Consider the following 19,533-nt stretch of genomic DNA (forward strand, 5'->3'; position numbering starts at 1 on the left):
TCAGGCGGTGATCGTCACGTCGGGCATCTCCAGAAACGCGGTCTCGTAGCCGGTGTGACGGGCGGTCTGTGGCGGTGCATCGATACTGATCGTGATCGTGTCGCCGGGTTCGACCTCGTCGACCGGACGCCGGTAGTGGTACTTCCGGGTGGGATCGATCGCCGGCGTCAGCGACCCCTCCGAGACCGTCTGGCCGTCCCGTTCGTGAGTGGCCGACAGCGACATCAGCGGTAGCACGAAGCCGTTGAACGGCGTCCGCGGGGAGACGACGAGCGAGGAGCCCTCGGAGTAGACCAGAAAGACCGCATCGCCGCTGGTCGCTCGTCCGAGCAGGCGACCGGGCATCTCGTTCGGACCCGGCGCGAACGACAGCGGGTGGGCCGACATCTGCATCGGCTGGACGGCGGCGTGGGCGCCGCGCTGTTCGGAACGACTCTCGCTCGTGATGCCGTGGTTTCGCTTGGATAGCTCGAAGTCGAACTCGAAGCTCACCGACTCAGCCCCCTCGAAGCTCCCTTCGAGGCCGCCTCGCTGCCGCAGCGACGGGCTGCCAATATCGACCGTGATCGTGTACTCGCCCCACTCCTCGAGGTTGAAGTTATCGCCGAAGTGAAAGCCCATCTGCTGGCTGAGCATCGGCCACATCGCCTTCTGAATCGGGGTCGTCCCTTCCTTGTCGAGGGTGACCCCGAGTCCGGACGCAATCGGAAAGACCGTCTCTGTCTCCGTGTCCCACACCGAGGCCATGACGTGGATGGCGTCGTCTCGGTCCGTGAGATCGACGCGGTTCCGGCGGTCGCCGGCGACCGTCCAGAACTGCGTCGGAAACGTGTAGGAGACGCCCACCGTGAGCGAACCGGTTTCGGCGAAGCCAATCATCTGCATCCCGACCTGATGACCGGTGTGATAGACCTCACCGTCTCGCTGCCACGGCGGTCCGGCCTCTACGTCCGGCGCTTCGGACCCGAGGGATAGACAGCCGGCCATCGAGACGAGGCCAGCGGCAGCGCCACTCTTCAGAAACGTTCGCCGCCTCATTATCTAGCTGTAGGGGAAACCGCTGTTAACCGTTTTGATCGGGGTTCCAGCGCCGGTCAGTCCGACCCGGCGAGCGGCGCCTCCTCCGGGACGACCTCGCTGTCCAGTCGGTCGACGACCGATTCGAGGACGGGCACCATGTTCTCGGTGTCTTCCTGGTTGTACTCGATGAGTCGGTCGAGTGCGCCGTCGACGCCGCGTTCGTGTTCGTGCCAGAGCCGGACCGCCTCCCGGCCGTCGACGTCCGGAAGCTCTCGCCCGATCCCGAGTTCGCGTTCGATCTCGCTCAGCCCACCGGAGAGGCCGACCTTCCGACACGTCGGCATCAGGTCGATATGGGGCAGGTCGAGGTCGATATCGAAGGCGTGTTCGAGAAACGGGATATCGAAGCGAGCGCCGTTGAACGTCACGACCAGCCCGGCGTCCTCGAAGGCGCCGAGCAGGTCCTCCCGCGTCAGATCGTCGCCCCGGACCAGCGTCCGGGTCTGCCCGTCCCGATGGAGAGACACGGTGGTGACCACGCTGGAACGCTTGTCTAGTCCTGTCGTCTCGATATCAAAAAAGCAGGCCTGGTCGCGGAAACTCTCGTAGAGTCGCCACCGCGCTCCCGTTGGGAACGACCGCTCGAAGTACGACACGTCGCCTCTCTCGAGCGCCCGCTGTCCCCCTTCGATGAACGACTCGATCCGCTCCGCGCGGGTCGGGCCGACCCCCTCGCAGTCGTGATCGAACTCCGTCCAGTGGGTCACCCCCTGTCGCCAGAGCCGACGCTCGATGGTCTCGCCGATCCCCTCCGCACCGAGAAAACTGTTCTCGACTCGCACAGGTCTACTGTGTGAGCCCTCGAATTAACCGTTTCGATCAACGGTGGGGTCAGGCGTTGACGCGTTCGAGATACTGCGTGACGACGATCTGTCCCGTCGACGTGAGCACTGGCGCGTGCTCGCCGGACTCCACCAGCCCCTTTTCGTGGAGGGCGTGCAACCGTTTCTGAACCTCCTCCGGTGGGATCCCGAGCACGCTCGCAAGCGCGATATCCCTGTCTCCCGTCGAGTAGAGCGCGGTCAGCAGTTCGGTCTCGCCCTCGGACAGCGAGAGGTCGCGGAGTGTAGCCATCTGCTCGTCGTACTCCCGGCGGAGATACCGCCCGAGAATCGACAGGAGCCGATTCGATTCGGTGGCTGTGACGGTCGTGATGGTGTCGCCGGTTCGGACGTGATCGACGACCGCCACCGGTCGTTCCCGGCCGTCGACCGTCCTGTGCTCGCGGCTGAAATCGATCACGCCGTCGAGCGCGACGACGACCGGTCCCTCGCCCGTCTCGAAGGTGAGCCGCTCCCGTTCGACGGCGAGGACGGCGCTCCGAAAGTCGGTCCCGAGGACGCGCCCGCCGAGCTTGGCCGGGTGTTTCACCGTGGCGCGGCTCCCGTTGAGAATCGCCTTGAACAGGATCGTCGTGAACTTTCGGACGGTCTGTTCATCCGTGGCGATCAGCGCGACCTCCCGCCGTCCGTCCCGCTCGAACGCGACCGTGACGGGCGTTCCGGGGAGTGGCTCGAACAGGTTCGGAACGGACCCAGCTCGAACGTCGAACACCGACGACAGGGGGACCACGAGCTGCTCGTCGGCCGTCGCCGCCAGGGCGAGTTTGTCGTCTCGAAGGACGAGCCGCCCCTTCGTCGGCGTCTCGATGGCGTCGGCTTCGACGGTGAACTGTGCCGTGAAGTCTGCGAGGACCGACGACATGCGCTGATAGTGGCGTATCGGGGAGGATCTTCTTTAGCCTTACTCCACGACGAAAAGAGCCGCTGGCTCTCACTGCGGACCCCTCGTCGGGAGGCCGTGCGACGAGTCGATCCCGAAACAGAGTTGACCACACGTCGAGTAGGTGTGAGCGTATCAGCCGGCCGATCACGACAGCAGTCGTAACGGACCGACCCCTCGGCACCGGCCGCCGATATCGCCGCGAGGACCACCTACCGCAACGCTCCCGACGATGATCAGAACCACAGCGACCACGATAGGCACCGACAGCGAACACTGCCCGACGAGCGCCGGGGGCCGAGCATGACGGCCGCTGGCGCTCGGCTCAGACGCCGCCTCGACGGCGACGACCTGCTGGTCTGTCCCGGCGTCCACGACCCGATGACGGGTGCCGTCGCCGACGCGGTCGGCTTCGACGCCGTTTACATGACCGGCTACGGCACCTCGCTGTCCACGACCGGCTACCCCGACGCCGGCCTGATCACGATGCCGGAGATGATCGACAACGCCGCGAACATCCAGGAGCGGATCGACGCCCCGCTGATTGCCGACGCGGACAACGGCTACGGCAACGCCACCAACGTCGTCCGCACGGTCCGGGAGTACGTCAAAGCCGGCGTCGGCGCGATCCACATCGAAGACCAGACGTTTCCCAAACGCTGCGGCCACACCAGAGGGCGGCAGGTGATCGACCGCGAGGAGGCCGTCGGCAAGGTCGCTGCGGCCGCGGACGTGCGCGACGACCGCGGCGAGGATCTCGTCCTGATCGCCCGGACTGACGCTCGCGGGACCGCTGACGGCTCGCTCGAGGAGGCGATTGTCCGCGCCAACGACTTCCTCGACGCGGGCGCAGACGTGGCGTTCGTCGAGGGACCGACCGACGAGGCGGAACTCGGGACGGTCGGCCGGGAGGTCGACGGCCCGCTGGTCTACAATTTCGTCGGCGGGATTGGCAGTTCGCCGTACGTCGACCTCGCCGACCTCCGGGAGTGGGGCTTCGATCTGGTCATCTTCCCGCTCGCGGCCACCCTGTCGACTATCGCCAACGTCTACGCGGACATGGCGGCTTTCGCCGAGGATCCCGTGGGCGCGATGCGGGCCATCGACGAGACGTTCGCCGACCAGCCGGTCGGCAGTCTGCACGAGTTCTCGGGCTTCCCCGAGGTGATCGAGTGGGAGCGCCGGTATCTCCCCGACGACGAACGGGGGAAATACGAGGGCTCGCTGGGCGACGAGGTCGACGGGGCGTAACCCGTCGGTGAGGCCGTGACGACCGCGGTTCGCATCCCTTTTACAGATCGGTGCGTTAGGTACTGATCAATGATTTCGAAGGGCTGTGAACAGTGCGCCGAGGGCGGCAAGATGGTGCTCTTTGTCTACGGCTACTGTGACCAGCGCGACTGTTTCTACTGCCCGCTCGGCGAGAACCGGAAAAACGTCACCGACGTCTACGCCAACGAACGCGAAGTGACCTGCGATCAGGACATCATCGACGAGGCGAAACGGATGGACGCGATGGGATCGTCGATCACCGGCGGCGAACCTCAGGAGGTGCTCGAGCGCACCTGCCGGTACATCGAACTGCTGAAAGAGGAGTTCGGCGAGGATCACCACATCCACCTCTACACCGGGATCACCGGCGGCCGGGAGAACATGCGTCGACTCGCGGAAGCGGGACTCGACGAGATTCGGTTCCACCCGCCCTTCGAGCAGTGGGGTGACCTCCACGGCACCGAGTGGGAAGACATCCTCTACATCGCCCGTGAGGAGGGACTCACTCCGGCCTTCGAGATTCCGGGGATTCGCGCCGAAGAGGAGTTTCTCGACTTCCTCGAGGAGGGTGCCGCGGACTTCTGTAACATCAACGAGTTCGAGATGAGCCAGGGGAACTTCCGGCGGATGCAGGAGGAAGGCTACGAACTCAAGGAGGGCCACATGAGCGCAGTCGAGGGCAGCCACGAGATTCTGGAGACCATGGGCGACCACGAGAAAGTCTACTTCTGCACCTCCGTGTTCAAAGACGCCGCCCAGCACCGCAACCGGCTCAAACGGATGGCACAGAACATCCGCCGGCCGTTCGACGAGGTGACCGAGGACGGGACCTTGGTCTACGGCAAGACCTGGGCGTCCAGCGACCGACTCGACGAACTCGGCGTGCCGGCGGAGTACTACGCCACCAAGACCGATCACGTCGAACTCGCGTGGTGGCTCCTCGAAGAGATGATCGAGGAAGGCGACCTCGAAGAGGGCGAGATTGTCGAGCAGTATCCGACGGTCGAGGGGACCGTCGTCGAACGAACACCGCTCGCATAGATGTACCTCTCACACCCTGTCCGGCGAATGCGAGAAGATCCGATCGACGGCGAAGCGGTGGTGTTGATCGTGACTGCCGAGGACGAGACGCAGCGCGAAGACCTCGAAACGGCCATCGAATCCGTCGGGGGGACGGTTACCGACCGCCTGCAGTTCGGCGCGCTGCGGGTCGAGATCGCGCAGCACCGCATCGACGACCTCTGCGAACTCGGCGGAATCGAATCGATCGAAACGGAACACGCCGTCGGCGTGGGCGGCGATGCGGGCGAAGACGTTTAGATCGGGTAGAAGAGGACGACGATCCCGAGCCCGACCGCCACCAACAGTCCGCCGCCGATCAGCCCGCTGTAGTTGATGTAGCTTTTGATCGTATCGTCAGCGGCGTGTAATCGCCGCATACCGGCCCACGGGCTCCGGCCACGGAGATACCAGCCCTCGATGTCGACGCGTTCCCCGATGAGTTCGGGAACGTTCCGGACGGAGAACAGAAGGTTTCCGAGAAACGGAAGCCAGCTCTCGTATTTCAGGTACATCAGCCCCGTCTCGTCTTTGAACATCAGGTCCGGTGAGAACCGGTAGCCGGCCTGTCCCCGGCCGATGAGTTCGCCGGACAGTCGCGCACGCCTGCCTCGGACCGGCGAGGCGTACGGGTCCGCGAGCAGTTCGAGCACCGTCGTCTCCTCGGGGTCGCCGCCCGGAAACTTGTAGCGGGTGCGGAAGATGATCGCTCCGCCGACGGCGACGAGCCAGCCGCCGACCAGCAGGGAAACGGAGAAACTGCCGCCGGCGATAGCGAACGCGATGTAGCCGAGTGGATAACCGACCGCTACCAGCGTCGGCAGCGAGAGCACGGCCACGTCACGGGCGAACCCGCGGTACATCCGGCCGCGGTCGACCGGGAACCGGCGGAGAATATCGTCGAAATCGAAGCGACTCGCGCCCTCCATCTCCGAGAGCGTGCGAACTCGCTTGCCGGTCAGGGGATGTGTCGAGGTGAGTTCGAGTAGCTTCGCCCACGGATTCTTCAGATCGAACAGAAAAGACCGGAGCAGCAGGTCCGGGTCGCCGCTCTCCTGTGCGTTGTGATACATCATCCCGTCGTTTTTGCTCGCTCGGACGTTCATGATTCCGATATTGCGAGTGGCCTTCGAGAGTTCGGGGTTGTCCTCACTCATGACGATGCCGTAGGCAATCTTCACGAGCGCGCCGGAGAGTGCGTCGGGATGGGTGTACTCCGCGCCGAAGCGGTCGGCGGCGTACTCCCGGACGCGGCTCAGATAGAGGACTGCGTACTCCCCGACGAACCAGAAGAGGTAGGCCAACGCGCCGACGACGTAGAGCGCGCTCGCCGCCCGGCTCTTCGAGGATCCTCCGGCCGCGCCGTATCGCCAGGCGTGGACTGCGATCAGATACAGCAACTGGACAATCGTGTGAGCGACAGTCATGATGATGAAATCCCGGCTGGTGATGTGTCCGAGCTCGTGGGCGACCACGCTGGCGGTCTCCTCGTCGTCGAGAAACTCGAAACAGCCCTCCGTCAGGACGATCCGGGCGTTGTACCGGCCGGAGCCGTAGGTGAAGGCGTTGGGGTTTCGGTCGTCGATGTAGCCGAGTTTCGGCGTCTCGTAGCCGTACTCCTCCGTCACGTCCCCGATCGCCGCGGCCGAGGCCGGCGACCGCTCGCGGAGTTCGTCGAGGCTGATCCACTCCAGGCCGTACAACCACCGGTACAACAGGTCGTTGAACCACGGTCCGACGAACAGCACGAGCGCGTTGATCAGGACGACGGCGAGAACGGCGACTCCGAGGCTGACGGTCCCGAGTGCGATCATCAGTCCCAGAATAATTGCCAGCAGAAACCCCGACAGGAGACCCAGGGTCAGGATGGTCGCAATTCCTCGTCGCATACTGCCCTCTCTCCGGGCTGGTAAGTAAGCGTTTGGAGAGCCCGTGGCTACGCGCGATACCTGAAGGGGAAAGAGCGTGTGACGAGAAGAGGGGGTCTCCCTCTATCAGCACTGACGACTGCGAGGGATATATAATCGATCCGGCCGGAGTGAAAGTGAAAGTGCCGGACGGCGCGGACTCTCGGTGCGGCACAGAAGCGCCGGTCGTCCTCAGACGAGCAGTGCCGGCCCGAAGACCATCACGAGGACGGCGAAGACCATTCCGATGGTCACGATGCTGGTAAACAGCGTCACGATCAGCCGCCGGTTCGGGACGGGGAGCCGCGAGACCACAGACTCCGAACTCGTCCGGAGGATGTGGCCGCCGTCGAGCGGAAACGCCGGGATGCAGTTGAACAGCGCGAGGTTGAAGTTGACCCACCACGTCCAGAACAGCAGATTGATCGCCGTGAAGACGAGTCCGCCGAGCGCGGAGAGCGGCCCCTCGATCACGAAGAAGGCGGTCATCTCCCCGTTGAAGCCGGCGAAGTTGTAGCTGACGCTCGGGTCCAGAAGCGTCGCGAACGGCAACACGAGCAGGTTCGCGAAGTAGACGAGAACCGACGTTACCGTGGGGAACGCGGCGGCGTTGCTCCCGTCGAGAAACGAGAGGAACTGCTCGGCGGGGTACGGATCAGCGCCGAAATCGTCGAAGACGAAGCCGCTGTAGCCCTTCGCCAGGACTGTCTCCGGCACACCGAAACTCCCGTCGCCGTCGACTGTCGCGTTGACGACGCGGCGCTCACCGCCGACGTACGCCTCGACTCTGAGCTCTGTCCCGGGCTCACGGCTGTCGAGGACTGATTCGTACGCCGAGGCGTTTGCGGTCCGAGTGCCGTCGATCCGAGTGATCGTAACCGACGTTCCGTCGGTCGGTAGACCGGCCTCGGCCAGCGCGCTTCCCGCGGTCACCTCGGCGATGTACGCCCCAACCGGGATCGTCGCGTTGCCACGGGTGGTTTCGAGGGTGGCGACGGCTCTGTTCTCCACGACCGCGGCGAAACCCGGTTCGGTGTTGACCGTCGTCCCGTTGACTGCCGTCACCTGGGTCAGCGGGTCGACATCGACGATATCGTCCGCGACGCCCTCGGCGTGTTCGAGGATCAGCAACCGCCGGTTGACCGTCACTGAATCGGCGTTCCGGCGGTCGACTTCGACCGTCGCGGCCGCGTTCCGGTCGAGTTCGGCCTCCAGTTCCGAGGCGTTTTCGACCGGCGTCCCGTCGATTTCCGTGATCACGTCTCCGTGTTCGATACCCGCCGCTGCGGCCCCGGAGCCGTCGATTGCGGTCCCGACCGGCGCTCCGGGGACGACGGCCACGGAGGCGGCCAGTGGGACGAGCAACAGCGCCGAGATCGCGCAGATGGCGAAGTTGTTGGTGATCCCGGCGGCGAACATTCGCGTCTGTGCGCCCCGGTCGGCCGCCTGCTGGTCGTCGGCGTCCGGTTCGACGAAGGCGCCGACAGGGATGATCGTGAACAGCGCGACGCCCATCGATTCGATTTCGATGTCTTCGACCCGGCAGAGCAGGCCGTGGCCGCCCTCGTGGACGACGAGGCCGACCAGCAGGCCGAAGACGATTGCCGGTGCGGCAGACAGCGGCAGGAAGTCGTTCACGCCGGGGATCACGAGCGCGTTCTCGGGGCTGTCGAGCGTGCCCGCGCCGTCCGGTTGTGCGAACACCGCCGGCACCGAGAGGACGACCGCGAGGCCGGCGATAGCCATCACCACCAGGGCGATACCGACGCCGAGATTCCCCCAGGCCCGCCAGAACCGCTTGCGCTGTGCGATCCTGTTGAGGGCCGCCCGACCCCGTTTCGTGTGAATCGTCGTCAGCGGGCCGGTCACGCTCACCGCACTGGGGAGATAGCCGCGCGCGCTCAGCCCCATCGCAACTGCGGTGTAGAGAATGATACCGAGGAGGACCCACGTCAACAGGCCAAACATTATCTGGAGTATGGGCGGGTCCAGCAAAGAGCGTTTGGTTCGGTCGGTTCGAGCCCGCAGTCCCGGAGTATTAATTACCCGGCGACCGCATGGCCTGTATGGCTGAGATTCCGGCCGACTTCCACGATCTTTTCGAGAAGGCAACGTTCGCACACGTCACGACGATGTTCCCGAACGGGCTCCCCCACACGAGCCCCGTCTGGATCGGCTACGACGAGGCCGACGACCGCCTGTTGGTCAACACCGAACGCCACCGCCAGAAGGCCAAAAACGTCGAGCGAAACCCCGCAGTCTCCGTGAGCATGCTCGATCCCGACAACCCGTATCGGTTCCTCTCGGTCAGCGGCGAAGTCGAGGAGATCACCACGGAGGGCGCCCGCGAGCACATCGACGAACTCTCACAGCGGTACTTCGGCGAGCCCTACCCCGAAGAGATCGTCAGCGAGCGGATCATCCTCCGGATCCGACCGGAGCGGACCTTCTCGGCGGATCCGGAGTGAGCCGCTACCGCTCGCGACGGAGGCGGTCGACGACGAACTCCTGGTCCAGCCGTGCGAGAAACGGCCCGAGTTTCGGCCCCTCGTCGTCGTCGAAGAAGAGCCGATAGCCCGCGCCGAAAAACTCCCCGACCGGTACGTCGTACTCCTCCGCGAGGTCGAAAATCTCCGCCTGGATCTCCTCGCCGTCGTGTCCCTCGGCGACGAACTCGGCCAGATCGTCCAGCGCCGCCGCCGTCGGGTCGTCGAACTCCGCCTCGGGCATCTCCGCCCGCTTGAGTTCGTAATCGAAGGCGTTCTCGGTGATCCGCGCCCACTCACGGGCACGTCTGACCCGCGACAGCGCCTCCTCGATGGCCCACTCCGGCGCGTCGTCGGGGATGTGTCCCTCCCGCCGGGCAATCTCCTCGCGCAGTTCCGGGTCGTCGGTCATCCCGAGCACGGCGGCGAAGGTGTACGGGATCCGGACCCGCTCCTCTCGAACCTCGTCGACGAGCAGCGGGTAAAGCCGTTCGGCCAGTTCGCGCTCGCTGTCCTCGGCCGCTACCTCGTCGAAGTACACCGCCTCGAGTCGGTCGAACTCGTCGACGAGTTGGTCGATCCGTTCGATGCTGAAATCCCGCTGTTTGAGCGGCTCCTTCCCGAAGAAGTACCGGAACACCTCGGGTTCGAGGATGTCCAGCACCTCCCCGACGGTGACGATGTTCCCCTCCGAGGAGGACAGCGCCTCGCCTTCGAGCGTGAACCACTCGTAGACCATCCCGACCGGCGGTTCCACGTCCACGACGTTGCGAGCGATGTCGACCCCGCTCGGCCAGGAGCCCTCGGCGTGGTCTTTCCCGAAGGGCTCGAAATCCACGCCCAGAACCTTCCACTGTGCGGGCCACTCGAAGCGCCAGGGGAGTTTGCCGTCCCGCAGATCGGTCGTCCCCTCGTGACCGCACCCGTCGATGGTGTCCCCGCCCGCCTCGGCGTCCGTACAGCGATAGGAGACCGTCCCGGCGTCGAGGTCGACGTCGGTGATGGTCTCGGTCAGTTGGCCGCAGTCGCTACAGCGGGCAAAGAAGGGCACGTAGTCGTCGTCGACCTTGTTCTGGTACTCCGCGAGCGTCGCGCGGGCCTGCTCGCGGTGTTCGAGGACGCGTCGCGTCACGTCCTCGAACTGCCCGGACTCGTACAGTTCGGTGTTCGAGACGAACTCGACATCGACGCCGAGTTTCTCGGTTTCGCGCCGGAGCAGTTCGGTGAAGTGTGCGCCGTAGGAGTCACAGCAACCGAACGGGTCGGGCACGTCGGTGTAGGGTTTGCCGAGGTTGCGTCCGAGCGCGCCGGCGTCGACCTCACCGAGTCCGACGAGATTGCCGTCGAGGTCGGCGAGTCGTCGCGGAATCGCCCGGAGGCGGTCGCGGTCGTCGGAGGTGAACACCTGCCGGACCTCGTGACCGCGCTCGCGGAGCAGTTCGGCCACGATATAACAGCGGAGAATCTCGTTCGCGTGGCCGATGTGTGGCACTCCCGAGGGGGAGACGCCGCCTTTGATGACGATTGGGTCGCCGTCGCTGTGCTGTTCGACCGCGTCGGCGACAGCATCGGCCCAGAAGGCGTGGTCGGTGTCGAGCACCGCGTACGGGTCGGTACGCTCGGTCATCGTTCGTCCTCCGGAACCACGTCCGTCCCGTCGTGTGTTCCGTCGACGGCCCGAGCGAGCGCCGTCGGGTCGGTTCCGTCCAGCACGACAGCCCGGAGCCCGGACCGCTCCAGCAGTTTCGTCGCCAGCAGATCGACCGGCGCGTTGCTTCCGGCGGCGAGTTCGATCCCCGAAACGATGTCGACCAGTTCCGAGGCCGTCAGCGAGTCGAGTTTCGTCGCGTCCGGGTCCTCGTCGGGATCGGCGTCGTAGACGCCAGGGACGCTCGTCGCGTAGATCAACAGGTCCGCGTCGGTGTACTCGGCGAGTGCGGTCCCGACGGCGTCGGTCGTATGGCCCGGGGTAGTCCCGCCCATGACCGGAATATCTCCGTGCCGCAGCGCCTCACGGGCCCGTTCGTGCGTCTCGACCGGCGTCGGAACTGCTCGGTCCTCGAGCGCGGCGATCAGCAACCGCGCGTTGAGCCGTGTGACAGCGATCCCTAACTGGTCCAGTTCCATCTCGTTCGCTCCCAACTCTCGGGCGGCGCCGATATACGTCCGGGCGGTCGGACCGCCGCCGACGACGACACCGACGGTGTGGCCCGCGTCTTCGAGTTCCCGAAGCACCCGGCCGTACTCGGCGACGCGGTCTGACTCGACACTCGGCGCGAGCACGCTCCCGCCGACTGAAACGATCACTTTCATTGCCTCGCCGTAACCGCGATTCGGTCTTAAGGGTTGTCAAGGCCGGCGCTGAGGCGGTGTCGTCCCGGGCGCCCGAGACTGCGGAGACGCGACCTACCGGTTACTTTTGCTGCAATACTGTTCCCAGGCGGCAATTATTCGCCAACAGTCTGGCCGAAACAATTCCCTTCTGGAAGTCGGTTGAGACTACCTCAAATCTCCGTTTAAACGATATAGAGGGCAGAGAAGATGTCGTAAAAAGTCCGTTTTACGCTGATTCAACCTGAATGCGGCCAAACCGACACGAAGCTTCCTTTCTTTATATACTCCTGTACTGCTTTGGTGCGGGTGTAGACATGAGCACGACACAGTCCTCCGACGATACGCGGTCGAAAGAGGAACGGCTCCGATCGTATCTCAAGGGGAAAGCCCAGGACGGGGAGATGTATTTCAAGAGCAAGTTTATCGCGGACGAGGTCGGGCTCTCTCCCAAGGAGATCGGTGCGCTGATGGTCAAGCTCAAAGACAGCGCCACCGATCTGGAGATCGAGAAGTGGTCGTACACGAGTGCGACCACCTGGCGTATCGAACCGGCGTAGCGTGTCGTGTCTGGTCCCCGCGACACCGGCCGCCCGACGGTGTTCTCACTCGGCCGTGGTCTTTATTGAGCAACGACGCCTAACGTATAGCGATGCCCCCTAGCGACGAGACTCCTCCCTCGGCCGAGGAGTTTGCGTCCGTTTTCGACGCGTACGAAGTTCGGAGAGAAGGCGAGCGGGTGCTATACGTCGGCGAGTCGGCGATCCCAATCCAGCAACTCGAACGGGAGCTGTGGCCGTTGTTTCGGGAACGCGGCTACGAACTCTCCGTCCAGCGCGGCTATCAACGGACCGACGGGATTCCGATCTCCCGGGGCGAGTACGTCCTCGTCGCCGAGCCGAACTCGATGGAACTGGACGGTATCCCGCGGACGAACCTGCTGTTGTTCGTCGCGACCATCTTTTCGACGACGTTCGCGGGCGCGTACTTCTGGTATCAGGTGCCGCTGTTCGAGAAGCCCTGGCTCGCGGTGAAGGCCTGGCCGTTCGTCGTCGCCATTCTGGGCGTGCTCGGGGTTCACGAGCTCGGCCACTACGTCATGAGCCGGTATCACAACGTTCAGGCGTCGCTTCCGTATTTCATCCCCTTACCGACGTACATCGGGTCGATGGGCGCGGTCATCAAGATGGAGGGGAAGATCCCCGACCGGAAGGCGCTGTTCGACATCGGGGCGGCGGGGCCGCTCGCGGGACTCGCCGCGACGGTCGTCGTCACGGCGATTGGACTCCAACTCGATCCGATCCCGGCCCAGGAGGCCGCGGTCGCACAGGCCGAGACCGGCGTCCGGTTCAACCATCCGCCGCTGTTGGAGCTGATCGCCCTCGCCACCGGAGCGACCGAACAGCTCGAAGCGAACACGATCCACCCGGTCGTCTTCGGCGGCTGGGTCGGTATGCTCGTCACCCTGCTCAACATGCTCCCGGTCGGACAGCTCGACGGCGGACACATCCTCCGGGCGATGGTCGGCAAACAACAGGAGCGGATCGCAGCCGTCGTCCCCGCGGTGCTGTTCGGACTGGCGGCGTACCTGCTGGTGGTCGCCGACGGGATCGATTCCGTCGGCATCTGGACGATGTGGGGGCTGTTCGCGGTCGGCCTCGCCTACGCCGGTCCGGCCGATCCGATCGACGACAGCGAACTCGGCTGGAAACGAACGGTGCTGGGCGTGCTCACGTTCGTCCTCGCCGCGCTCTGTTTCACCCCGATCCCGGTCGAAATCGTCGAACTCGCCTAACGCCGTCGATCCAACCGACCTACCCGTGGGTGTATCCGCGGTCGGGAAGCGGTTCGCCGTCGAGCGTAACTCCCGACTCGACGACCCGTCCGATCTTTGTCAGCCCGACCGAAAGCTCTTCGCGGAGCCGTTCGAGCGCCTCCTCCGGCACCGTACAGACCAACTCGAAATCCTCGCCGAAAAACGCCCCCATCTCCCGACGCTGTTCGGCGGTGTCGGCAATCTCCTCGACGGTCGTATCGACCGGCAGGGGTGACTCGATTGCGAACCCGCAGTCGCTGGCTTCGGCGAGTTGGTGCAGCGAGCGTGCCAGCCCGTCGCTCGAGTCCATCATCGCTCCGGCGCGGCCGGCGAGCGTCCGGCCGGCCTCCACGCGCGGGGTAAACCGGAACAGCTCGTTCGCACGCTCAGTCTCGCCGCGCTCGAACAACTCCAGGGCCGCGGCGCTTCGACCCAGCGTGCCGGTTACACAGACGGCTTCACCGGGTGTTGCCCCGGATCGAAAGACGGGTCGATCCGCGCGCCCGACGACCGTCGACGTGACCGTCAACTCCTCGTGGTCGTCGAGGTCGCCGCCGACGTATTCCCCGCCCACCTCGGTACAGACTGCTTTCGCGCCGCGCACGAACGCCTCGATCTCCCCCCAGTCGAGGCTCGTCTCGGCGTAGGCCGCGACCGCGGCGACCGGGTCTGCGCCCATCGCGGCGATATCCGAAAGCGACGCGGCGACGGCCCGCCACCCGGCCGTGTACTGCGTCGTCCCCGCCGGAAAGTCCGTCGACCGGTGGAGCATGTCAGTCGTCACGGCGAGTCCGTCGACGACCGCCGCGTCGTCGCCCGCCTCAGGTACCGTTCCGGCAAGCGCCCGAAGTGCCTCGCGCTCGTCCATACTGTCGGTACGAAACCGGAGGTCAAAACGACTCCGCAACCGGCACATTTCAACTGAATTATTTGTTAGGATCTTCGTAACAACATTGCAGTCGCTTGCGGTGTTTTTAAGTTTCCAGCACGTGGTACGGAAGAATGTGTAATTGGGATGAGCGAAGAGCAGGGGTCAGCAGAGACAGGGGATGTCGAATCCCGGTCCGGAGATTACTCCCATCTCGTCGAAGAGGCCGAAGACGGACTGTACATGCTCGACAGCGAGGGCCGATTCGAGCTGTTGAACAGCGCCTTCGCGGAGCTTACGGGGTACGACCGCGAGGAGCTGATCGGGGAGGATCCGCGTCTCGTCCTCGCGGACGGGGAAGTCGAGCGGTTCAACAGACAGATCAGATCGGCGATTGCCTCCGAGGAGACCTCGGGATCGATGCTCACGACCGTCGTCACCAAGACCAGCCAGCGCAAACCGGTCGAGATCAGATTTAGCCTGCTCCCGACCGACGACGGCGAGTACAACGGTCTCACGGGGGTCGCGCGCGACGTTCGCGCCAGGCGCCACCGCGAGCAGAAACTGGACGTGTTGAGTCGCGTGCTCCGACACAACGTCCGCAACCGTCTCAACCTGATCTTCGGGCACGCGGCGACGCTGAAAGACGCCGACGATCAGCACTACCGCCGGGCGGCCGAGAAGATCGAGGCCGCCGCCGAGGAACTCATGGAACTGAGCGAGAAAGCCAGGACCGCACAGACGGAGGTCGGATTCAACCCCTCCGAGCACAACCAGACCGACGTTACCGAACTGATCGAACACCTGGCGGTTCAGCTCCGCAGAGAGTACCCCCAGGTCAACCTCAAACTGGATCTCCCGCCGGAACTGATCGTCAACGTCCCGAAGTCTTACCGCATCGCGGTCAACGAACTCGTCGAGAACGCCATCGAACACAACCCCGATCCCGAACCGGTCGTCCGGATCCGGATCGAACGGACCGAGGCGACCGTTCGGACCGTCGTCGAAGACGAGTGTCCGCCGATTCCCGACAGCGACAGGCGGGCGATCAACGAGGGCAAAGAGACGCCGCTGATGCACTCGCTGGGTATCGGCCTCTGGCTCGCAAACTGGGTTGCCGACACCGTCGGGGGCGAACTCGAACTCGACCGCCGCGAGGACGACAGCGGCAACACCGCCGTGATCGTCCTGCCGCACAAAAACCGGCTGTGAACCGATCACAGGGGCGCTGTCGGGCTTCACAACTGTTATATGACGCCGACAGGAAGAACGTGCCAATGACAACAGTCTACGACGTGCCTGCCGAGGAACTCATCGAGGCACTCACGGAAACGCTCGCGGAGGAAGACGCAGTCGAAGAGCCGGAGTGGCTCGCGTACACGAAATCCGGCGCGGACCGCGAACTCCCGCCGGAACAGGACCAGTTCTGGACCCGTCGCGCGGCGAGTCTGCTCCGGAAAGTCGCCGTCGACGGCCCCGTCGGCGTCGGTTCGCTCCAGACGGAGTACGGCGGCAGCAAGCAGGGCTCGAACCGCTACCGGGTCCGACCGAAACACAGCGCCGACGGCTCGGGTAACGTGATCCGAACCGCCCTCCAGCAGCTCGAAGCGGCCGGCTACGTCGAGACCGCCGAAGGCGAAGGGCGCAAGGTCACCCCCGACGGGCAGGCACTGCTCGACGATGTCGCCGAGGACGTGCTGGCCGACCTCGACGACCCCGCGCTCGAACGGTACGCCTGAACACTCGGTGCACTGGCCGTAGCTTCGACAGTCCGCGTCTCTGGTTTTCCTGTCGACGCTCAGGACTCCTCGCCGACGTTGACGGTTAGCACCGGCGCCGAGGTCGAGCGGACGACTTCCTCGGTGACGCTGCCGAGCATCTCCCGCGCGCTACCGGTCCGGCCTTCCGTCGCCATCACGACCAGATCGATCTCCTGCTCGTCGATGTAGGCTCTGATCTCCGCCTCGGGAACCCCCCGTCTGACCGCCGTCTCGATGTCGCTCAGGCCCGCGTTTCGCGCCTGCCTGCGGACATCCTCGACGGCCTGGCGACCGGCTTCGTCGAGCCGATCCAGGATGTCCCCCAGTTCGTCCCCTTCGAGGGTGTCAGCCATCTCGGGGGTCTGGAGGACGTAGATGGTGTGAATCCGTGCGTCGAACTTCGACGCGAGCGCTACGGCGTGGTCGAGTGCCTGCTCGACGCCCGCAGAACCGTCTGTCGGGACGAGAATCTCGTCGTACATACGTGGTTCATTCACACCGGAGGAAGAAAGCGCTGTGGCCGGCTCCCGGTCGTCCGGGAACGCCCTACTCCTCGGCCAGTTCGATCACGTCGTCGAAAAACGACAGCGAGTCGTGCGGCCCGGGGTTCGCTTCCGGGTGGTACTGGCGGGTGATGATCCCCAGGTCCTCGTTGTCCAGCCCCTCGGGGGTGTCGTCGTTGACGTTTCGCTGCGTGACTTCCAGTTTGTCGCCGGGATCAGCGACGGTGTAGCCGTGGTTCTGCGTGGTCATGACCACCTGGTCGGTCCGGAGGTCACGGACCGGCTGGTTGACGCCGCGGTGGCCGAACTCCATCTTTTCGGTCCGGCCGCCCAGGGCGTTGGCGACGACCTGCTGGCCGAGACAGATCCCCGCGAGGGGGAGTTCGCCGACGAACTCCTCGACGATTTCGCCGGCCTGCTCGAAGTTCTCCGGGTCGCCCGGTCCGTTCGAGATGAACAGCACGTCGGGATCGACGGCCTCGACCTCCGCCTCGGTGGCGTCGTAGGGCAACTGGTGGACGACGGCGTCGCGTTCGATCAGCGACTCGATGATCGAGCCTTTCGCACCGCAGTCGACCAGCGCAACGTCCGGCCCCGATCCACCCTCGTTGTGGACCGTCGCGTCCCGGACGGAGACCTGCGAGCCGATGTCGGTGTGCTCGGACATGTGTTTGCACTGGTGCAGCTGTTCGATCGCGTCCTCCTCGGTCGCGTCCGGGCCGGCCGCGATGCCGCATTTCATCGCTCCCTCGTCGCGGATCTCGGTGACGATCTCGCGGGTGTCGAGGTGGTCGACGCCGGGGACCTCCTCCTCCTGCAGCCACTCGGCGACGTCGTCGGTCATCTCCCGAGCAAGCACCCCTCGCGGGTGGATACGGTCGGACTCGAACCGCTCCTCTCGGACGCCGTAGTTGCCGATCAGGGGATAGGAGAACGTCAGTAGCTGTTCCTCGTAACTCGGGTCGGTCAGGCTCTCCTCGTAGCCGGTGTAGGCGGTCGTGAATACCAGTTCGCCACGCGTCGTACCCGGCGAGCGCGAACGGGCCTCGATCACGCGTTCGCCCTCGATTGCGACGTACGCATCAGTCATTACGAGATGCGTACGAAACTCCGGCTGATAAGCGTTGCTTTCGAAGGTGAATTACGAAATTCGTAGCGTTGAAGTACGGGCGCGCCGAACCGACAGATCTCGATGGACGACCTCGACCGCGAGATCCTGAACATCCTCCGTCGTGACGCCCGTACCCCGTACACGGAGATCGCCGATCAGGTCGGCACCTCCGAGGGGACGATCCGAAACCGCGTCGAGCGGATGGTCGAGTCGGGGGTCATCGACCGCTTTACCGTCTCGACGCGGACCGGCAACGTCAAGGCGATGATCGAGATCACCGTCGACGTCGACGTCAACACCGGTGGGCTGACCGAGGAGTTCGCGGAGTGGAAACGCGTCGACTTCGTCTGGCAGGTCTCCGGCGAGGAGGATATCGTGCTCGTCGTCGACGCCGCGGACACGGACGACCTCAACGAACTGATCTCGCGGGCCCGCGAACGCGAGGAGGTCATGGGGACCAAGACCAGACTCATTCTCGACGAGTGGCTCGGCTAAGCGCGGTCGCCGCCCTCGGAGCCCCAGGTGTTGAGCCGGTAGATTAGCTGTCCCGTCGCGAAGAGCACGCCGACCGCGAGCACCAATCCGGTCCAGTCCGGTAGCCGATATCTGGTGAGCGCGGCACCGTAGCCGGCGGTTACGACCCCGATCCCGAACATGAATAACCCGACGAGTCGCCCGGCGACGCGGTCCGGGATCTCCGACTCGTCGTAGCCCGCGATCAGAAACGTCCAGTTGAACACCGCCATACAAACCCCGAGAACGACACAGAGTCCGCCGATGTACACTGCTCCGTGCAGATCGAGCAGCAACTCTTCCATACCGGCCATTTTCGGCACAGTCCTATTCCTGTTGTGGTCCGTCTCCGGACGGGAAATCTCGACCTACTCGACGCCCGCCCGGGACTCGAAGTTCCGGAAGAGCCGGTCCGCGGTTACCTCCGCCCAGGAAAAGCCGTTCATCTCCCAGCCGAACCTGCGTAGCGACTCCGTCTGTTCGGCGCTGATCTCCGGGTGGAACTGGACGGTCCAGACCGGCCGCTCGCGGTGGGCCGTCCCGAAAACCTCCGCGTGCTCGGCCGAGGCGATCCGTTCCAGTCCGTCGCCGGACTCCGTCACCCGGTCACCGTGCAGTGCCGGAACGACGGGGTCGACACCCTCGAACAGTGGCTGGTCGGCCAACTCGGCTTCGACCAGCCCCGCGGTCATCGTCCCCGACCGGACGCCGCCGCCGAGGGCGACGTTGACGATCTGGTGGCCGAAACAGACCCCCAGGGTCGGCACGCCCTCCGCGACGAGGCGGCGAATCAGTTCGATCTCCTCGTCGATCCACGGGTGCTGATCGCGCTCGTAGACGCCGGCTGTACTGCCCGTGAGCACGACTGCGTCGGCGTCGTCGGGATCGAACCGCTCGCCCGCCGGGAAGTCCACGGTTCGAGCGCCCGGAAACTCCTCGGCCAGCGCGTCACAGTGAAACGTCGCGTCGTCGTCGACCTCGTTCAGCACGACGTACACCGACTGCGGTGACATACACGGACCGAGGGGACGACCGGAGAAAAGCCTGTCTCGGGGGTCGTGCAGCGTCCGGACACACGACAAAAACCCTTATCAGAATCGGCAGG

General features: G+C 64.8%; 21 protein-coding genes. 9 read left to right on the forward strand and 12 right to left on the reverse strand.

Going from position 1 to position 19,533, the window contains the following annotated elements; translation table 11 throughout:
- Genes GRX03_RS09380 through GRX03_RS09390 form a run of 3 tightly spaced genes read right to left on the reverse strand, consistent with a single transcriptional unit; the run spans position 1 to position 2,784 of the window.
- Positions 1–1,038, reverse strand: coding sequence for an iron transporter (locus tag GRX03_RS09380; RefSeq protein ID WP_159763943.1), 1,038 nt, complete (start codon positions 1,036–1,038; stop codon positions 1–3).
- 56 nt (positions 1,039–1,094) lie between these two features.
- Entirely contained in the window at positions 1,095–1,862 is a 768-nt protein-coding gene (locus GRX03_RS09385; protein WP_368278255.1) for a ribonuclease H-like domain-containing protein, read from the reverse strand.
- Positions 1,863–1,911: 49 nt separating this feature from the next.
- Positions 1,912–2,784 carry a CheF family chemotaxis protein gene (locus GRX03_RS09390; RefSeq protein WP_159763944.1) on the reverse strand — a complete coding sequence of 291 codons (873 nt, stop codon included), beginning with the start codon at positions 2,782–2,784 and terminating at the stop codon, positions 1,912–1,914.
- A gap of 321 nt (positions 2,785–3,105) precedes the next feature.
- On the opposite strand from GRX03_RS09390, the gene GRX03_RS09395 reads away from it, so the two are divergent.
- The 3 genes from GRX03_RS09395 (at position 3,106) to GRX03_RS09405 (ending at position 5,394) form a co-directional block, all read left to right on the forward strand.
- Complete coding sequence (locus GRX03_RS09395; protein ID WP_159763945.1) at positions 3,106–4,053, forward strand: isocitrate lyase/PEP mutase family protein; 948 nt, start codon at positions 3,106–3,108, stop codon at positions 4,051–4,053.
- 69 nt (positions 4,054–4,122) lie between these two features.
- Positions 4,123–5,115 (forward strand): radical SAM protein, encoded by a 993-nt coding sequence (locus GRX03_RS09400; RefSeq protein WP_159763946.1) that lies wholly within the window; start codon positions 4,123–4,125, stop codon positions 5,113–5,115.
- A 27-nt stretch (positions 5,116–5,142) separates the two neighbouring features.
- Positions 5,143–5,394, forward strand: a complete 252-nt coding sequence (locus tag GRX03_RS09405; protein ID WP_201289211.1) for a hypothetical protein — start codon at positions 5,143–5,145, stop codon at positions 5,392–5,394.
- Here the strand turns inward: GRX03_RS09405 and GRX03_RS09410 are convergent.
- Both GRX03_RS09410 and GRX03_RS09415 read right to left on the reverse strand, forming a co-directional pair.
- On the reverse strand, positions 5,391–7,022 hold the full coding sequence (locus GRX03_RS09410; protein WP_159763948.1) for a M48 family metalloprotease: 1,632 nt from the start codon (positions 7,020–7,022) through the stop codon (positions 5,391–5,393). The genes GRX03_RS09405 and GRX03_RS09410 overlap by 4 nt on opposite strands.
- Positions 7,023–7,232: 210 nt before the next feature.
- Positions 7,233–9,008, reverse strand: coding sequence for a site-2 protease family protein (locus GRX03_RS09415; RefSeq protein WP_159763949.1), 1,776 nt, complete (start codon positions 9,006–9,008; stop codon positions 7,233–7,235).
- 98 nt (positions 9,009–9,106) lie between these two features.
- On the opposite strand from GRX03_RS09415, the gene GRX03_RS09420 reads away from it, so the two are divergent.
- Positions 9,107–9,508, forward strand: a complete 402-nt coding sequence (locus GRX03_RS09420) for a pyridoxamine 5'-phosphate oxidase family protein (protein WP_159763950.1) — start codon at positions 9,107–9,109, stop codon at positions 9,506–9,508.
- Between the two features lie 4 nt (positions 9,509–9,512).
- On the opposite strand, the gene lysS is transcribed toward GRX03_RS09420, so the two are convergent.
- Positions 9,513–11,153 (reverse strand): lysine--tRNA ligase, encoded by a 1,641-nt coding sequence (lysS, locus tag GRX03_RS09425; RefSeq protein WP_159763951.1) that lies wholly within the window; start codon positions 11,151–11,153, stop codon positions 9,513–9,515.
- On the reverse strand, positions 11,150–11,839 hold the full coding sequence (gene pyrH / locus GRX03_RS09430; RefSeq protein ID WP_159763952.1) for a UMP kinase: 690 nt from the start codon (positions 11,837–11,839) through the stop codon (positions 11,150–11,152). The genes lysS and pyrH overlap by 4 nt, the downstream gene beginning before the upstream one ends.
- A gap of 335 nt (positions 11,840–12,174) precedes the next feature.
- Between pyrH and GRX03_RS09435 the strand changes: the two genes are divergently transcribed.
- Both GRX03_RS09435 and GRX03_RS09440 read left to right on the forward strand, forming a co-directional pair.
- Positions 12,175–12,417: a DUF7123 family protein gene (locus GRX03_RS09435; protein ID WP_159763953.1), complete on the forward strand. Its 243-nt coding sequence runs from the start codon at positions 12,175–12,177 to the stop codon at positions 12,415–12,417.
- A gap of 92 nt (positions 12,418–12,509) precedes the next feature.
- Positions 12,510–13,652, forward strand: coding sequence for a site-2 protease family protein (locus GRX03_RS09440; protein ID WP_159763954.1), 1,143 nt, complete (start codon positions 12,510–12,512; stop codon positions 13,650–13,652).
- A gap of 19 nt (positions 13,653–13,671) precedes the next feature.
- Here the strand turns inward: GRX03_RS09440 and thiL are convergent, their stop codons facing one another.
- Entirely contained in the window at positions 13,672–14,541 is an 870-nt protein-coding gene (thiL, locus tag GRX03_RS09445) for a thiamine-phosphate kinase (RefSeq protein ID WP_159763955.1), read from the reverse strand.
- A 147-nt stretch (positions 14,542–14,688) separates the two neighbouring features.
- Between thiL and GRX03_RS09450 the strand changes: the two genes are divergently transcribed.
- Together GRX03_RS09450 and GRX03_RS09455 are read left to right on the forward strand one after the other, a co-directional pair.
- Positions 14,689–15,753: a sensor histidine kinase gene (locus GRX03_RS09450; protein WP_159763956.1), complete on the forward strand. Its 1,065-nt coding sequence runs from the start codon at positions 14,689–14,691 to the stop codon at positions 15,751–15,753.
- Between the two features lie 65 nt (positions 15,754–15,818).
- On the forward strand, positions 15,819–16,280 hold the full coding sequence (locus tag GRX03_RS09455; RefSeq protein ID WP_159763957.1) for a 30S ribosomal protein S19e: 462 nt from the start codon (positions 15,819–15,821) through the stop codon (positions 16,278–16,280).
- Between the two features lie 59 nt (positions 16,281–16,339).
- Here GRX03_RS09455 and GRX03_RS09460 read toward each other — a convergent pair whose 3' ends face one another.
- Together GRX03_RS09460 and carA are read right to left on the reverse strand one after the other, a co-directional pair.
- Positions 16,340–16,783 (reverse strand): universal stress protein, encoded by a 444-nt coding sequence (locus GRX03_RS09460; protein ID WP_159763958.1) that lies wholly within the window; start codon positions 16,781–16,783, stop codon positions 16,340–16,342.
- A 64-nt stretch (positions 16,784–16,847) separates the two neighbouring features.
- Positions 16,848–17,894: a glutamine-hydrolyzing carbamoyl-phosphate synthase small subunit gene (gene carA, locus GRX03_RS09465; RefSeq protein ID WP_159763959.1), complete on the reverse strand. Its 1,047-nt coding sequence runs from the start codon at positions 17,892–17,894 to the stop codon at positions 16,848–16,850.
- Positions 17,895–17,996: 102 nt separating this feature from the next.
- Here carA and GRX03_RS09470 point away from each other — a divergent pair, with 102 nt between their 5' ends.
- Entirely contained in the window at positions 17,997–18,410 is a 414-nt protein-coding gene (locus GRX03_RS09470; protein WP_159763960.1) for an Lrp/AsnC family transcriptional regulator, read from the forward strand.
- Here GRX03_RS09470 and GRX03_RS09475 read toward each other — a convergent pair.
- Both GRX03_RS09475 and GRX03_RS09480 read right to left on the reverse strand, forming a co-directional pair.
- Entirely contained in the window at positions 18,407–18,733 is a 327-nt protein-coding gene (locus tag GRX03_RS09475) for a DUF3784 domain-containing protein (RefSeq protein ID WP_159763961.1), read from the reverse strand. The genes GRX03_RS09470 and GRX03_RS09475 overlap by 4 nt on opposite strands.
- Positions 18,734–18,796: 63 nt before the next feature.
- The gene (locus tag GRX03_RS09480; protein WP_159763962.1) at positions 18,797–19,441 is read right to left on the reverse strand and encodes a type 1 glutamine amidotransferase; all 645 of its coding nucleotides are present in this window, start codon (positions 19,439–19,441) and stop codon (positions 18,797–18,799) included.
- Positions 19,442–19,533 lie beyond the last annotated feature (92 nt).

The sequence above is a fragment of the Halovenus carboxidivorans genome (genome assembly GCF_009831575.1).
Taxonomy (GTDB): Archaea; Halobacteriota; Halobacteria; order Halobacteriales; family Haloarculaceae; genus Halovenus; species Halovenus carboxidivorans.